At 65.7% G+C, this 15,452-nt stretch carries 15 protein-coding genes; 13 read left to right on the plus strand and 2 right to left on the minus strand.

The window, feature by feature from the left end:
• Nucleotides 1-74: 74 nt before the first annotated feature.
• The 7 genes from JL101_RS07170 (at nt 75) to JL101_RS07200 (ending at nt 8,244) form a co-directional block, all read left to right on the plus strand.
• Complete coding sequence (locus tag JL101_RS07170; protein ID WP_203101186.1) at nt 75-1,220, plus strand: ABC transporter ATP-binding protein; 1,146 nt, start codon at nt 75-77, stop codon at nt 1,218-1,220.
• 39 nt (nt 1,221-1,259) lie between these two features.
• A complete protein-coding gene (gene murJ, locus JL101_RS07175) occupies nt 1,260-2,810 on the plus strand; it encodes a murein biosynthesis integral membrane protein MurJ (protein ID WP_203101188.1) in 1,551 nt (516 codons plus the stop codon).
• A gap of 99 nt (nt 2,811-2,909) precedes the next feature.
• A complete protein-coding gene (locus JL101_RS07180; RefSeq protein ID WP_323374715.1) occupies nt 2,910-3,953 on the plus strand; it encodes an ABC transporter substrate-binding protein in 1,044 nt (347 codons plus the stop codon).
• Between the two features lie 7 nt (nt 3,954-3,960).
• Nucleotides 3,961-5,211 (plus strand): ABC transporter permease, encoded by a 1,251-nt coding sequence (locus tag JL101_RS07185; RefSeq protein ID WP_228435331.1) that lies wholly within the window; start codon nt 3,961-3,963, stop codon nt 5,209-5,211.
• 7 nt (nt 5,212-5,218) lie between these two features.
• Complete coding sequence (locus JL101_RS07190) at nt 5,219-6,055, plus strand: ABC transporter permease (RefSeq protein ID WP_203101190.1); 837 nt, start codon at nt 5,219-5,221, stop codon at nt 6,053-6,055.
• A gap of 84 nt (nt 6,056-6,139) precedes the next feature.
• A complete protein-coding gene (gene eat / locus JL101_RS07195) occupies nt 6,140-7,618 on the plus strand; it encodes an ethanolamine permease (RefSeq protein ID WP_203101192.1) in 1,479 nt (492 codons plus the stop codon).
• 53 nt (nt 7,619-7,671) lie between these two features.
• Nucleotides 7,672-8,244 carry a histidine phosphatase family protein gene (locus JL101_RS07200; RefSeq protein WP_203101193.1) on the plus strand — a complete coding sequence of 191 codons (573 nt, stop codon included), beginning with the start codon at nt 7,672-7,674 and terminating at the stop codon, nt 8,242-8,244.
• 321 nt (nt 8,245-8,565) lie between these two features.
• On the opposite strand, the gene JL101_RS07205 is transcribed toward JL101_RS07200, so the two are convergent.
• Together JL101_RS07205 and JL101_RS07210 are read right to left on the minus strand one after the other, a co-directional pair.
• Complete coding sequence (locus JL101_RS07205; RefSeq protein WP_203101194.1) at nt 8,566-8,757, minus strand: hypothetical protein; 192 nt, start codon at nt 8,755-8,757, stop codon at nt 8,566-8,568.
• 68 nt (nt 8,758-8,825) lie between these two features.
• The gene (locus JL101_RS07210; protein WP_203101195.1) at nt 8,826-9,161 is read right to left on the minus strand and encodes a hypothetical protein; all 336 of its coding nucleotides are present in this window, start codon (nt 9,159-9,161) and stop codon (nt 8,826-8,828) included.
• A gap of 176 nt (nt 9,162-9,337) precedes the next feature.
• Between JL101_RS07210 and JL101_RS07215 the strand changes: the two genes are divergently transcribed.
• The 6 genes from JL101_RS07215 to rfbA all read left to right on the plus strand — a co-directional run bounded on the left by JL101_RS07215 (nt 9,338) and on the right by rfbA (nt 15,434).
• Nucleotides 9,338-10,165 (plus strand): NAD-dependent epimerase/dehydratase family protein, encoded by an 828-nt coding sequence (locus tag JL101_RS07215; RefSeq protein WP_203101197.1) that lies wholly within the window; start codon nt 9,338-9,340, stop codon nt 10,163-10,165.
• 232 nt (nt 10,166-10,397) lie between these two features.
• On the plus strand, nt 10,398-11,639 hold the full coding sequence (locus JL101_RS07220) for an outer membrane beta-barrel protein (RefSeq protein ID WP_203101198.1): 1,242 nt from the start codon (nt 10,398-10,400) through the stop codon (nt 11,637-11,639).
• A 362-nt stretch (nt 11,640-12,001) separates the two neighbouring features.
• Entirely contained in the window at nt 12,002-12,574 is a 573-nt protein-coding gene (locus JL101_RS07225; RefSeq protein ID WP_201072495.1) for a polysaccharide biosynthesis/export family protein, read from the plus strand.
• 11 nt (nt 12,575-12,585) lie between these two features.
• Nucleotides 12,586-13,137 carry a dTDP-4-dehydrorhamnose 3,5-epimerase gene (rfbC, locus tag JL101_RS07230; protein WP_203101199.1) on the plus strand — a complete coding sequence of 184 codons (552 nt, stop codon included), beginning with the start codon at nt 12,586-12,588 and terminating at the stop codon, nt 13,135-13,137.
• 318 nt (nt 13,138-13,455) lie between these two features.
• On the plus strand, nt 13,456-14,523 hold the full coding sequence (locus JL101_RS07235; RefSeq protein WP_203101201.1) for an NAD-dependent epimerase/dehydratase family protein: 1,068 nt from the start codon (nt 13,456-13,458) through the stop codon (nt 14,521-14,523).
• Nucleotides 14,520-15,434: a glucose-1-phosphate thymidylyltransferase RfbA gene (rfbA, locus tag JL101_RS07240; protein WP_203101203.1), complete on the plus strand. Its 915-nt coding sequence runs from the start codon at nt 14,520-14,522 to the stop codon at nt 15,432-15,434. Before JL101_RS07235 ends, rfbA begins: the two co-directional genes overlap by 4 nt.
• Nucleotides 15,435-15,452 lie beyond the last annotated feature (18 nt).

Below are 15,452 nucleotides of genomic sequence, written 5' to 3' on the forward strand. Positions count from 1 at the left end.
AATATCATGGCGGACAGAAACTCCCGGCCCACTCGGGGGCTGGCCGGGGCCTTGATTTGCGATATCCTGCAGCCATGACCCAGACAGACCTCTCCGGCGCCACCGTCGCTTCCCCTGCCGACTTCCAGTCCCATGTCGAATTCAAGGACGTCAGGAAGACCTATGACGGCGAGACGCTGGTCGTCAAAAACCTCAACCTGGACATAAGCCGCGGCGAGTTCCTGACCCTTCTGGGGCCGTCGGGTTCCGGCAAGACCACGTCGCTGATGATGCTGGCCGGGTTCGAGGTGCCCACGTCGGGAGACATCAGGCTGGCCGGCCGGTCGATCGCGGGTCTCCCGCCGCATAAGCGGGACATCGGCATGGTGTTCCAGAATTATGCGCTATTCCCCCACATGACGGTGGCCGAGAACCTGGCCTTCCCGCTGTCGGTCCGGAAGAGGCCCCGCGCGGAGATAGAGGAGCGGGTCGCCAGGGCGCTCCGCATGGTCCACCTGGAGAAGTTCGGCGCCCGCCGGCCGGCGGAGCTGTCCGGGGGCCAGCAGCAGCGGGTGGCGCTGGCCCGCGCCCTCGTCTTCGACCCTCAGCTGGTATTGATGGATGAGCCGCTGGGAGCCCTGGACAAGCAGCTGCGCGAGCATATGCAGCTGGAGATCAAGCATATCCACCAGTCGCTCGGCGTCACCGTGGTCTATGTCACCCACGACCAGACCGAAGCCCTGACCATGTCGGACAGGATCGCCGTGTTCAACCACGGCATGATCCAGCAGATCGACCTGCCGGACCGGCTGTACCAGCAGCCCTGCAACAGCTTCGTCGCCAACTTCATCGGGGAGAACAACCGGCTGACGGGCGTCGTCCGGGATATCTCGGGCGGCAGGTGCAGCGTCGAACTGCCGACCGGCGAAAACGTCCTGGCGACCGCCGTGTCGGTGGACCGGGCCGGGCAGCCGACCACCCTGTCCATCCGGCCCGAACGGATCGTCCTGGACCGCGGAGCTTCGGACGGTCCCGCCACCGGGCGGGAGAACCGGCTGGGCGCCCGCGTCCTGGAGCGCATCTATCTCGGCGACCATCTAAGGCTTCGGCTGGCGGTTGCGGACAATGACGATTTCATGGTCAAAGTCCCCTTCGCCGATGACGCCCAGACATTCCAGGCGGGTCACGAGGTTTCAGTCCGCTGGGCCGTCGAGGACTGCAGGGCGCTCGACCCGGTCTGATCCTTCCCCGTTCCGCTCCAGGCGCAAGGCCACTCCACCGTGTTCCGCAAGATCCTTTCCGTCGGCGGCCTGACGCTCGCCAGCCGCGTCCTCGGCTTCGTCCGGGATATCCTGACCGCGGCCCTGCTGGGTGCGGGGCCGGTCGCGGACGCCTTCTTCGTGGCGTTCCGGCTGCCCAACCATTTCCGTGCCCTGTTCGCCGAAGGCGCGTTCAACGCCGCCTTCGTGCCGATGTTCTCCTCCTTCCTGGTCGGGCAGGGCCGGTCGCAGGCCCGGATCTTCGCCGAGCAGGTGCTTGCCTTCCTGCTGGTCGCGCAGCTTGTCCTGCTGCTGGCGTTCGAGCTGATCATGCCCTGGTTCATGGTCGTCTTCGCACCCGGCTTCGCGGACGAGCCGATGAAATACGATCTGGCGGTGTTGTTCACCCGCATCACCTTTCCCTACCTGCTGTTCATCTCGCTCGTGTCGCTGATGGGCGCCGTGCTGAACAGCATCGAGCGGTTCGGCGCGGCGGCGGCGGCGCCGATCCTGCTCAATCTCTGCCTGATCGGGGCGCTGGTCGGACTGACGCCGCTGCTGCCGACCCCGGGCCACGCGCTGGCCTGGGGGGTGCTCGCCGCCGGCGTAGCGCAGTTCCTGTACCTGGCGTGGGACTGCCGGCGCGCCGGCATGTCGTTGAGGCTGCCCTGGCCGCGGCTGACGCCGGGCGTCAGGCGGTTCCTGACGGTGCTGGGGCCGGCGGCGCTGGGCGCGGGCGTCACCCAGATCAACCTGTTCATCGACACGCTGATCGCCTCGCTGCTGCCGACCGGCGCCGTGTCCTATCTTTACTATGCCGACCGGATCAACCAGCTGCCCCTGGGCGTGATCGGGATCGCGGTCGGGACGGTGCTGCTGCCGGAACTGTCCCGCGCGCTGAAGGGCGGCAACATGGCGGCCGCCAGCGACAGCCAGAACCGCGCGATCGAGCTGTCGCTGCTGTTCACCCTGCCGGCCACGGCCGCCTTCCTCGCCGCGGGCTTCCCGATCATCTCGGTGCTGTTCGAACGGGGAGCGTTCCAGGCCGCCGATGCGCGGGCGACGTCGGCGACGCTGATGGCCTACGCCCTGGGGCTGCCGGCCTTCGTGCTGATCCGAAGCCTGCTGCCGGGCTTCTATGCGCGCGAGGATACGAAGACGCCGGTCAAGATCGCCCTTGTCGTCGTCACCGTCAACGTCGCCCTGAAGCTGGCGCTGATGCAGCCGCTGTCCCAGGTGGGCCTGGCGCTCGCGACCTCGGCGGCGTCCTGGGTCAACTGCGCCCTGCTGGCGGTGCTGCTGTTCCGGCGGGGGTTCCTGGTGCTCGACTCGCGGCTCCGGCGGCGGGTGCCGCGGCAGTTGCTGGCGGCCCTGGCGATGGCGGGGGCGCTCCTGGCGGCGCAATGGGGGCTCGCCGGCATGCTGGCCGCGCCGGACCTGGGAACGCGCTCGCTGGCCTTGGGACTGCTGGTCGGGGCCGGGATGGCCGCCTACGCGGCGGCGGGCGTCGCCCTCGGCGTGGTGTCGGTGGCCGAACTGAAACTCTATACCCGGCGGCGCCGGAAGGCGTGACTCCGCATGTCGGCCCCTCCTTCGACGATGGATACTCTGGACACGCCGGACAAGGTGATGAAAACTCGGGATAAATCATAAAACAGGAACAGGGTGACGATGATGGGATGCAAGACCAGCCTGCTTTTCGGTGCGCTTCTGATGGCCTCGGCGATGGGCGGTGCCCAGGCCCGCGATCTCACCGTCACCTCCTGGGGTGGCTCCTACCAGGACGCGCAACGCGAGGTCTATTTCCAGCCCTTCATGAAGCAGACCGGGACCAAGCTGGTCGAGGACAGCTGGAACGGGGGAGTGGGCGCGCTCCGCGCCAAGGTCGAGGGCGGCAACGCCGACTGGGACGTCGTCCAGGTCGAGGCCGAGGAACTGGTGCTGGGCTGCGAGGAAGGGCTGTTCGAGGAGTTGGACTGGGCGGCCTTGGGCGGGCGCGACAAGTTCATTCCCGCCGCGGTCCACGACTGCGGAGTGGGGGCCATCGTCTGGACCACGCTGATCACCTATGACGGCGCCAAGATGAAGGAAGGGCCGAAGAGCTGGGCCGACTTCTGGGACGTCCAGAAGTTTCCCGGCAAGCGCGGACTCCGCCGCGGCCCCAAATACACGCTCGAGTTCGCCCTGATGGCCGACGGGGTCGAGCCGTCGCAGGTCTACCAAGTGCTCGGCACCGACGCCGGGGTCGACCGCGCCTTCAAGAAGCTCGACCAGATCAAGCCGCACATGGTCTGGTGGGAGGCCGGCGCCCAGCCGCTCCAACTGCTGGCGTCGGGCGAGGTCGCGATGACCAGCGCCTACAATGCCCGCGTGACGGCGGCCAACAAGAGCGACAACCGCGACTTCAGGATCGTCTGGCCGGGCGGCGTCTATGCCGTGGACAGCTGGGTGATCCTGCGCGACAGCCCGAACCGGGAAGCGGGCATGGACCTGATCGCCTTCATGAGCGACCCGGCGCGCCAGAAGGACCTGCCGCCCAAGGTGCCCTACGGCGTGACCGCCAAGGAGGCCGCGGCGCTGGTCGATCCCGCCGTGCTGCCGATCATGCCGACCGAGCCCGGCAACCTGGAAGTCGGGCTGGAACTCGACACCGAATTCTGGGTCGCCAACGTCGAGCGGCTGACCGAACGCTTCAACGCCTGGATCGGCCAGTGAGCGGCCGGTGACGGCAACCATCCCGTCGGCGCGGCCGCAGGAGCGACCGCGAAACCTGAGGGCGCAACTGCGGCGGACCGAGCGCCGCCGCAAGCTGGAGGCGGTGGCGCTGGTGGCGCCCCTCTTCGTCTTCCTGGCAGTGTTCTTCCTGGCGCCGATCGGGCTGATGCTGGTGCGCAGCGTCGACAACTCGGAGCTGCCGTCGGTGATGCCGGACACCGCGGCGGCGCTTCGGCAATGGGACGGCGACGGCCTGCCGCCGGAGGCGGTGTTCGCGAGCTTCGCGCGGGAACTGGCGGCCGGCCAGCGCGACCGGTCGCTGTCCGGGGTGGCGAAGCGGCTGACCTACGAGATCCCGAACATGCGGTCGGTGCTGTTCGCCACGGCCCGCGGCCTGCCCGAAGCGCCGGACGGGACGTGGCGGCAGACGCTGGCGGCGCGCAACCCGGCCTGGAGCGAACCGGCGACCTGGGCGGTCATGCGCCGGGCCGCCGCACCCGTCACGCCGTACTACCTGCTGGCCGCGCTCGACCGGGAGATCGACGCCTCCGGATCGATCGTGCCGGTTTCCGCGGACAGGGCGATCTATCTCGACATCTTCGCGCGGACCTTCTGGATCGCGGCGGTGGTCACCCTGTGGTGCCTCGCTCTCGGATACCCGCTGGCCTACAAGCTGGCGTCGCTGCCGCCCCGCATCTCGAACCTGCTGATGATCCTGGTGCTGCTGCCGTTCTGGACCTCCATCCTGGTGCGCACGGGAGCCTGGGTCGTTCTGCTCCAGCGGGAGGGGCCGATCAACGAGGCGCTCCAGTGGATCGGCCTGATCGGCGAGCCGATCCAGCTCGTCTACAACAGGGTCGGCGTCTATGTCGCCATGGTCCACATCCTGCTGCCCTTCATGGTGCTGCCGCTCTACAGCGTGATGCGCGGCATCTCGCCGGCCTATGTGCGGGCGGCGACGTCGCTGGGCGCCACGCCCTTCACGGCTTTCAGGCGGGTATACCTGCCGCAGACGATCCCCGGGGTAGGGGCCGGCTGCCTGCTCGTCTTCATCCTGGGAGTCGGCTACTACATCACGCCTGCCCTGGTGGGCGGGGCCGGGGACCAGATGGTCAGCTATTTCGTCGCCTTCTTCACGAACCAGACGATCAACTGGGGCATGGCGGCGGCGCTCGGCTCGGTGCTGCTGGTGGCGACGCTGCTGCTCTACTGGGTCTATGCCCGGCTGGTCGGAGTCGACCGCATGCGGATGGGATGAGACGGGCATGAGACCGATCCTGAACCTGCCGCCCCACGCGACGGCCACCCAGCGCGCCTGGCATGTCGGCCTGTGGGCGATCACGGCGCTCGTGCTGGGTTTCCTCATCCTGCCGATCCTGGTGATCGTCCCGCTGTCGTTCAGCAGCGGGTCCTTCCTGAACTTCCCGCTGCCGGGGCTCTCGCTGCGCTGGTACGAGGAGCTGCTGGGGTCGGAGCGCTGGCTGTCGTCGCTCCGCAACAGCGTGGTGGTGGCGTGCGCCGCGACCCTGCTCGCCACGGTGCTGGGAACGCTGGCCGCGCTGGGATTGCAGCGGGCGCGATTTCCCGGCCGCTCGCTGCTGCTGGCGCTGGTGATCTCGCCCATGGTGGTGCCGCTGGTGATCGTCGCGGTCGGCGTCTATTTCTTCTATGCCCCGCTGGGGCTGACCGGCGGCCTGGTCGGCCTGACGCTCGCCCATACCGCGCTGGCGGTGCCCTTCGTGGTCATCACCGTGTCGGCGACGCTCCAGGGGTTCGACACCAACCTGTCGCGGGCGGCTGCCAGCCTGGGGGCCGACCCGGCGACGGCGTTCTTCCGGATCACGCTGCCGATCATCCTGCCCGGCGTGGTGTCGGGCGCCCTGTTCGCCTTCGTCACCTCGTTCGACGAGGTGGTGGTGGCGCTCTTCCTGACCGGTCCGCAGGACCGCACCCTGCCGCGCCAGATGTTCGACGGCATCCGGGAGAATATCAGCCCGGTCATCGCCGCCGCCGCCACCCTGCTGATCGTCCTGTCGGTCCTGCTGATGACGGTCATGGAGGCCCTGCGGCGGAGGGGCGAGCGCCTGCGCGGCATCCGCTGACGAAAACAGACCAAGAAACAAGAAGAAGATAGAGGATCGTCCACCGGCCGCCAAAATGCCTGAAACCAAGGGTTGGAGGTCATCATGTCAGAGCCTGAGAGCATAGACGGTGTCCGGTATCATGCGGTGGATGCCGCCTATTTCGAGAAGCGGGGGCTTAGAAAATATGCCGGGGTGTGGTCGCTGTGGGCGCTGGGCGTCGGCGCGGTCATCTCCGGCGACTTCTTCGGCTGGAACTTCGGGCTGGGCGCCGGCGGCTTCGGCGGCCTGTTCATCGCGACACTGATCGTCGTCGTCATGTATCTCGGCCTGTGCTTCAGCCTGGCCGAGATGTCGCCGGCGCTGCCGCACACCGGCGGGGCCTACAGCTTCGGGCGGTCGGCGCTGGGGCCGTGGGGCGGCTTCCTGACCGGCCTGGGCGAGAACATGGAATATGTGCTGACCCCGGCGGTGATCGTGGTGGGCATCGGCGGCTATCTCGGTGCCATCTTCGGGACCCCGGCGGAACTGGCGCCGATGTGGTGGCTGTTCTGCTATGTGATCTTCGTGGGACTGAACTACTGGGGCGTCGAGCTGAGCTTCAAGTTCACCCTGGTGATCACCTTCATCGCGCTGGCGATCCTGATCGTCTTCTTCGTCGGCGCCATCAGCCATTTCGACTTCGCGGCGAACGCCCTGAACATCGAGCCGGGTCCCGGCGGCAGCGCCTTCCTGCCGTTCGGCTGGGCCGGCGTCCTGGCGGCGCTGCCGTTCGCCATCTGGTTCTTCCTGGCGATCGAACAGCTTCCCCTGGCCGCCGAGGAGGCGCACGACCCCAAGCGCGACATGCCGCGCGGCCTGTTGCTGGGCATCCTGACGCTGATCGCGCTGGCCTTTCTGACGCTGTTCCTGTCCGCCGGCATAGCGCCTGGCGCGAAGGAGGTCGGGACCTCGACCGAGCCGCTGTTCCTGGGCTTCCAGACCATCTTCGGCGACGGCATCGGGGTGAAGCTGCTGGCGATGATCGCCGCCGCCGGGCTGATCGCCAGCTTCCACGCGATCATCTACGCCTATGGCCGGAACATCTACAGCCTGGCCCGCGCCGGCTATTTCCCCAAATGGCTGTCGGTCACCCATGGCGAGCGCAAGACGCCCCACGTCGCCCTGTTCGCCGGCGCCACCCTGGGCTTCCTGGTCGCCTTCGTGATGCAGTATTCCGGCAGCGCGCTGGTGGGAGCGGCCTTGCTCAACATGGCCGTGTTCGGGGCCATGATCAGCTACATCATGCAACTCGTGTCCTTCATCCTGCTGCGTTCCAAGCTGCCGCACATCGAGCGGCCCTTCGTCAGCCCGCTCGGGGTTCCCGGCGCCGTCGTGGCGCTGGTCATCGCGGTGGTGACCCTGGTGTCGCTGTTCTTCAATCCGGAGTACCGGCCGGGGGTGTGGGGATGCGCGATCTGGTTCCTGACCGGCATCGCCTATTTCGGACTCTATGGGCGCCATCATCTGGTGAAGTCGCCGGAGGAGGCGTTCGCGATCAGCCACCGGTCCAAACCGGGGACGGTGCCCGGCTTGGCGGATTGACCGGGCGGCCTACCTGATGCGGGAGGGATAACGGACCGGGAACGACCATCCGCATGCTTCGCCAGACCATCCTCCGAACGGGCCGCCGACTCGCGCTTTGCCTGATCCTGCTGCTGGCCGCCGCGCCGGGCCGGGCCGACGAGCCGGCGGCCTGGGCGGCCCTGGAGCAGGGCGGTCACGTGGCACTGATGCGGCATGCCGTAACCGTTCCCGGGGTGGGGGACCCGCCGGGATTCCGCCTGGACGACTGCTCGACCCAACGGCTGCTGTCCGAGGCCGGGCGGGATTGGGCCCGGCGGTTCGGAGTGGAACTGCGGGAGCGTGGCGTGACGGGCGCACGGGTGCTGAGCAGCGCCTGGTGCCGTTGCGTCGACACCGCCGAACTCATGGAACTGGGGCCGGTGGAGGTCTTCGAGCCGCTGAATTCCTTCTTCGGCAACCGTGACGACGGCGCCGCGCAGACGGCGGCCGTCAGGGACCTGATGGCCGGATGGCAAGGGCCGGGGACGCTGGTAATGGTGACTCACCAGGTCAATGTCACCGCGCTGACGGGAATCTACCCCGCATCCGGGGAAGTCGTGGTCCTGCGCCCGGGAGGGGAGGTCGTGGGCAGGATCCGGCCGTGAAGCCCGTCGCCGCCTATACCCAAAGGCAGTGTCTTACGTCGTCTGTACAGGCTTGCCCAAGCTTTGGCGATCTGGCAGAAAAAAGGCCGCCTCGAGAGCGGCCTGAGTCTAGGGAGGAAACGCCCAACAAGGGCGAAGCAGCAATCGCTTGCTGCAATGCAAAAATTAATGAATGCGCTCGCAGATGCAATATGGAAGCGAGCGTCAGGCCGATTTCCGAACACATTAACGAACAACTGTTGCATCGAGGCAACACGGCAGCGGAGTGGCGGCGCTGGTGGTTCCGTTGCCCGCGCCGCTCCGGATCACTCCCCGGATCGTTCAGGGAGCGCGCTTGGGCGGAAAGCCCGACGGCGGGACTTCCCGCTCCTCGGTCGTACTGGCGGTTTCCTCGCCCTGGGTCGGTTCGGGGACTCCGCCGGGCGCATAGGGCGGCATCGCGGGATCGTTGCCGGGGTGACGCGGCGGAACGGGCCTTTCCCCCGGCTTCCTGAGATCGCGCTCGTCGGTCATGTCTTTCCTCTCCCTGATTCTCTTCCACGCTTGCGGTACGGGAATAAGGGACGGGGAGGCGAAAAGGTTCAGGAGCCTGGGCTCCGAAGCAGAAAGCCGGTGATCAGGAACGCGGCGATCCCCAGCAGCACGGAAACGCCCAGGAGCATCCAGGCGTTGACCTCGAACCTGGGCGGGGTCGCGCCCTCCTCTTCGAAGACGGTGGTCATGACGGCGCGCTTGGCTCCGGGATCGGTGAAGCATTGCTCGACCTTGACCCGTTCGACCTTGCCGGTGCCCAGCGTCTCGCGTGCCTTGGCGAGGGCGGAGTCCAGGCTGTCGATCGTGCCGCTGGTCTGCCAGACGCCCCGCCTGAGGGTTGCCAGGGTATAGGTCACTCGGCGGTTCGACGCTGGCATGGACATGGACGGTTCCCGGATCGCTGTTGCCTGATCATACGATAATATTTCTAAACATTTTACCGGAGGTTAATCCGATCGAATGCATCCGATTGCCCTGTCGCGCGCCGGCGGAGCGGGCCTATGATGCCAACCCCGTGAAGGGCCAGCCTGAACCGAAATCGACTTGCCCGAGAGGACTGATGGGCGACGCTACCCTGATCGTCGGCCGCAACAGCCTGCTTGCCAGGGCGTTGCGCGACTGCGGAGGCGTTCCGAACTGCCGTTACGTCGGCCACGACGAACTGGACCGGCCGGATCTGCTCGACGGTATCGGCCGGATCGTCAACTTCGCCTATCATCCCGAACTCCGGAGCGGGCCTTACAGGGCCGACCTGGATATCGACCTTCGCCTGGGACGGGCGGCGGCGGAACTGGGCCTGGATTACGTCATGCTCAGCACCCGCAAGGTCTATGCGCCGGAGTACGCCTTCGGGGCGGCGGAGGACAGTCCGGTCGGCCCGATCGATCCCTACGGGCGGAACAAGCTGACCATCGAGCGGGTCTTGGTCAACCTTCTCGGCGAGCGGCTGACGATCCTCCGGATCGGGAACGTGGTCGGGTACGATCGTCTCGAAGCCCGGCCCAGCTTCATGAGCCTGATGCTCGGGCGGCTCGCCGGCGAGAACCGGATAATGCTGGACGTCAGCCCCTTCGTGCGGCGCGACTTCCTGCCGGTGGAGCAGGTGGCGGCGGCGATCAGGGCCGCGCTCAACCATCGGCTGGTCGGGACCTACAATGTCGGATCCGGCGCCTGCGTCGAGGTGGGGCGCATGGCGCTCTGGGTGATCGAGGGGTTCGGCCGGGGCGAGCTGGTCGTCACATCGCCGCGCATCCATGATGAATTTGTCCTGGACGTGACCAAGATCATGTCGGTGACCGACTGGTCATGGCCAAGCGGCGGGCTTCCCGAATATTGCCGCAGTCTGGGGCGCCGCCTTGCGAAGGCGGAGAGTCGGGTCGACGGGTAGCGCGGGCGGCTAGGGCAAATTCACCGAAGACTCTGCCGCATTCGGCGGAATTGCCTATCCTATTGGATATATGTTGTCTATTGGGCACACATGATGCACAAACGCGCATCAATGCGCCCGCATGGTTGCTTGCATTGGCGTTTCTGGCTTCATTAGGGTCCGCCGGTTCGTGAAGAGCCGGCCTGAGGGGCTTTTTAGTATGTTCAACAGATTGCCATTTTCGGTGGGGGCGATGAAGATCAAGACTTTGCCACTGCTCTTCGGTGCGGCCGCTCTGCTGGCGGGGACCAGCACCGCGGTGATTGCCCAGGAGCTTCAGCGCGGGGCCAGCATCCTGGACCGTCCGCGGCCGGAACTGGATCCGTTGGGCATCCGCCAAGGCGGTTTCCTGATCTTCCCGAAGATCGAGCTTGGCACGACCTACGACGATAACGTCTTCGCCTCCGACACCAACGAGGAAGGCGACTTCCTGTTCCAGGTTCTGCCGTCGGTCGCCGTGCGGTCGGACTTCAACCGGCACCAGCTGCGCTTCGGAGCCGGAGCCGACATCGGCCGTTATGCCGACAACACCAGCGAGAACTACGTCGATTATTTCGTCACCGGCGGTGGACGATTCGACATCACCGGCGAGTCGGCGGTGTCGCTCGACCTGGCGCACCGCAAGCTGCACGACGACCGCGGCGACCCGGACACTCCCGACGCGGCATCCGAGCCGGTGGAGTTCACCCGGAGCGGTGCGGAACTGGAGTACACGCAGCGGTTCAATCGATTCCTGACCAGTTTCAGCGTCGGTGCCGAGAACGAGGACTACGACGACGTCGCCTCTATCGGCGGAACCATCCTCGACCAGGACGACCGCGACAACTGGGCCTACTCCGTCTCGGGTCAGGTCGGTTACGACCTGTCGCCCGGATACCGGCCGTTCGTGCGCCTGACCTATGTTCGCACCGAATACGACGAAGGTGTGCTGCCGCCCGACAGCGACGGCTATGAAGCGGTGGTCGGCACGACCATCGACCTGACCTCGCTGCTGACCGGCGAAGTCTTCGCCGGCTACCTCTCGCGCGATTACGATGAGGATGTCTACGGCGATTTCACCGGGGCCGCCTATGGCCTGTCGCTCGATTACGCCGTCACGCAGCTCACGACGATTTCCGGCGACGTTTCCCGCGGGATCGAGGAAGGTTTCGGTACCACCCCCAATCCCCGCGATCGTTCGACCTTCCAGATCGGAGTCGATCACGAGTTGCTGCGCAACGTGATCCTGTCGGCGCGGGCGGAGTATCGGATCGACGACTATCAGGAGACCGATCGGGAAGAGGACTTCTACCTGTTCCAGGCCGGCGCTACCTACACGCTGAACCGGAACTTCTATCTCCGGGGCACCTACACCTTCTCGCGCCGCGACTCCAACCAGGCGGGTGACGATTACGACCGGAACCTGATCGCGTTGCGCCTCGGCGCCCAGCTCTGACGGTTTTCCAGATCGCTTCGTTAGACCGGCGGCGCCTGCCCAGCAGGCGCCGCCTTTCGTTTTGAACTTATCCGAAATTTCCGATAGTGGAGACAATGGGCTGCCGAAGGCTCTGGCGGCGATATCGGCCCGAAACCTCGGTAACGCAGACGTCTACCGAACCATGGATAAAAAATCAGAATCAATGCATTCTATTAATGCCATAGGCTTAATTCCTCTCCTCTTTTTCAGTTTAGGCGCATTGTCGATAGTATTCGCGTGGTCGTAAGGGGGCAGGGATGCGGAGTGCCCGCATTCCGGAGGGCCGGTCAGGCGTGATATAGCCCCGCGACGATCCGGCAAGGCCCAGAGAAGAGGAACCGATGCTTTTTGCTACCTGGAAGAAAGTTGCGACCGGTTGCGTCGTGGCCGTGAGCTTGGCGGCCTGCCAGAACACCGGCTCGAACGCGCCGCTGGAGACGCAGACCGCGACCGTGGGCGAGTACCAGCTCGGAGCAGGCGACGAAGTCCGCATCACCGTTTTCGGCCAGGAGCAGCTCTCCGGCACTTTCCGCGTCGACGGCGCCGGATATGTCGCGATGCCGCTCGTCGGCGAGGTCGAAGCCAAGGGCAAGACGTCCCGGCAGCTGGAGACGGCCATCGCCCAGAAGCTCAACGAAGGCTATGTGCGTGACGCCCGCGTCAGCGCCGAAGTGATCACCTTCCGGCCCTTCTACATCATCGGCGAAGTCAACAATCCCGGTCAGTACCCCTATGCCAACGGCATGACGGCCACCACCGCCGTCGCGATGGCGGGCGGCTACACCTATCGCGGCCGCCAGGACTACATCCTGGTCACCCGCGGCAACGATCCGGAAAAGATCGAGCGGCGCGCTCCGATCAATACCCGGGTTCTGCCGGACGATGTCGTCCGCATTCCGGAACGCCTCTTCTGAGTTGCGGCATCATGGAAATCGTTGAAACCGAAATCCCCGACGTCAAGCTGCTGACTCCCCGCAAGTTCGGCGATCACCGCGGCTTCTTCGTCGAAACCTACAACCGGAAAGCCTTGGAGGGCATCGGTTTCACGAAGGAATTCGTGCAGGACAATCACTCCCTGTCGGTTCCCGTGGGTACCGTCCGCGGCCTCCACTTCCAGCTCGAGCCCTATGCGCAGGACAAGCTGGTCCGCGTGATCAGGGGAGCGATCCTGGACGTCGCGGTCGACCTGCGGCGCGATTCGCCGACGTTCGGCCGGCACGTCAAGGCCCGCCTCGATGCCGAGTCCGGCCGGCAGATCCTGGTTCCCACGGGCTTCGCCCATGGGTTCGTGACTCTGGAGCCCGATACGGAGGTCATTTACAAGGTGACCAACTATTACGCTCCCAGTCACGACCGCGGCCTCCTGTGGAACGACCCGGACCTGGGAATCGATTGGCCGGTGGCCGGCGACCAGGCCGTGTTGTCTGACAAGGACAAAGTCCAGCCGCGCCTGCGCGACCTGAAGGATGCCTTCTGAGGAGAGTATCGCAGGGGTCTGGAGAGTGTGAAAGGGGGACCCTGATAAGAGCACCCCGATTTCCTCTCCAGACATCGCGGAACGAATGCTAGGCATCTCCGTTCGATTAATCGAGTAACTACCGAAGCGATAGCTGTGAACAGCGTCACGGTCGCTTAAAATGGTCACAGACAAGGGACGAAGAACGCGACCCCTTGTTTCTAGACCTGAAACGTCTCTAGACCCGAAACAATTACGGTCAACGCACCGGGGCAAGATATTCGCGGAGTTCGCGGAACCCGTGCTTTGCACCATTATGCACCAGCCGAGGAATATACAATGCAGCGTGTGATGGTCACCGGCGCCGGCGGTTATATCGGCACAACTCTCGTTCCGATGCTGCTCGAACAGGGCTATGCCGTGCGTGCGGTCGACCGGTTCTTCTTCGGTCATGAACTGCTGAAGTCCCACCCGGACCTGGAAATGGTCCGCGAGGATGTCCGTCGCCTCTCCGTGTCGGATTTCGCCGGAATCGACGCGGTCATCGACCTCGCCGCCATCTCCAACGATCCCAGCGGCGAGCTGTTCCAGGACGTGACCTGGGCGGTCAACCATCGCGCCCGGGTGCGGTGTGCCGAGCTGGCCAAGCAGGCCGGCGTGAAGCGCTATGTCCTGCCGTCGTCGTGCAGCATCTACGGTTTCCAGCCCGACGGAGTTGTTGCTAACGAGGAAACGGCAACCAATCCGCTCACCACCTATGCGAAGGCGAACGAGCAGGCCGAGCATGGCGTGCTGCCGCTGGCCGACGACAATTTCACCGTCATCGTCCTGCGCCAGGCGACCGTCTACGGCTACAGCCCGCGCATGCGGCTGGACCTGGCCGTCAACGGAATGACCTTTGGCGCCTGGAAGACCAGCAAGCTGCCGCTGATGCGCGACGGCTCCCAGTGGCGCCCGATGGTCCATGTCCGCGACACCGCGTCCGCCCAGATGTTCATGCTGACCGCTCCCGCCGAGAAGGTGAACGGCCGGATCTTCAACGTCGGCTCCGAGGCCAACAACTACCAGATCGGCCAGCTCGCCCAGATCGTCGTGGACACCCTGCCGAACAAGGTCGAGATCGAGTGGTACGGCGATGCCGACACCCGCTCCTACCGCGTGTCGTTCGACCGGATCGAGTCGCTCGGCTGGAAGGCCCAGCGCGTCGCCGAGGACGGCATCCGCGAGATCGCGGCCAAGCTGGAGTCCGGCGAACTGGACCGCACCACCGAGACGATCACGCTGGACTGGTACAAGAACCTGGTCAAGTGGCACGAGATCATCCGGAAGGTCGAGCTGTACGGCGGCATCTTCGATATCCCGGAAGCCGAGGCCGAGAGCCTGCGCCGTTCGGAGGCGGCTGAATGAAGGGGATCATCCTGGCCGGCGGGTCAGGGACGCGGCTTGCTCCCATCACCAGCGTGGTGAGCAAGCAGCTTCTCCCCGTCTACGACAAGCCGATGATCTACTACCCGCTCAGCACCCTGATGCTGGCGGGTATCCGCGACGTGCTGATCATCACCACGCCGCAGGACCGCGACCTGTTCGCCCGGCTGCTGGGCGACGGCTCCCGCTGGGGGATGAACCTCAGCTACGCCGTCCAGCCCAGCCCGGACGGCCTGGCCCAGGCGTTCCTGATCGGCAAGGACTTCATCGGCAACGACCCGGTGTCCCTGATCCTGGGCGACAACATCTTCTTCGGCTACGGCATCACCGACCGCCTCCAGCGCGCGGCGAAGCTGACCGACGGCAGCGTGGTGTTCGCCTACCAGGTGAGCGATCCGGAACGGTACGGGGTGGTCGCCTTCGACCACGACGGCCGGGTCACCGACATCGAGGAGAAGCCGGCCAAGCCGAAGTCCAACTTCGCCGTCACCGGCCTGTACTTCTACGACAGCGACGTCGTCGGCATCGCCAAGGACCTGAAGCCCAGTGCCCGCGGCGAGCTGGAGATCACCGACCTCAACCGCGTCTATCTGGACCGCGGCAAGCTTTCGGTCGAGCTGCTCGGCCGGGGAACCGCCTGGATCGATACGGGAACCCACGACAGCCTCCTGAACGCCGGCAACTTCATCGAAGTGATCGAGGCCCGGCAGGGCCTCAAGGTTGCCTGCCCGGAGGAGATCGCCTGGCGCATGGGGTACATAACCGATAGCCAGCTTGCGGACCTGTCCGCATCGCTGATGAAGTCGGGATATGGAAAATATCTGCTTCGGCTGCTCGAGCAGGATTTCTCCGGCTGGCGGCCGGAGTTCAAGTCGGACAGCGAACACATCTGATTGTCGGGGCGCCGTCGC

Source organism: Skermanella rosea (assembly GCF_016806835.2).
GTDB classification, from domain to species: domain Bacteria; phylum Pseudomonadota; class Alphaproteobacteria; order Azospirillales; family Azospirillaceae; genus Skermanella; species Skermanella rosea.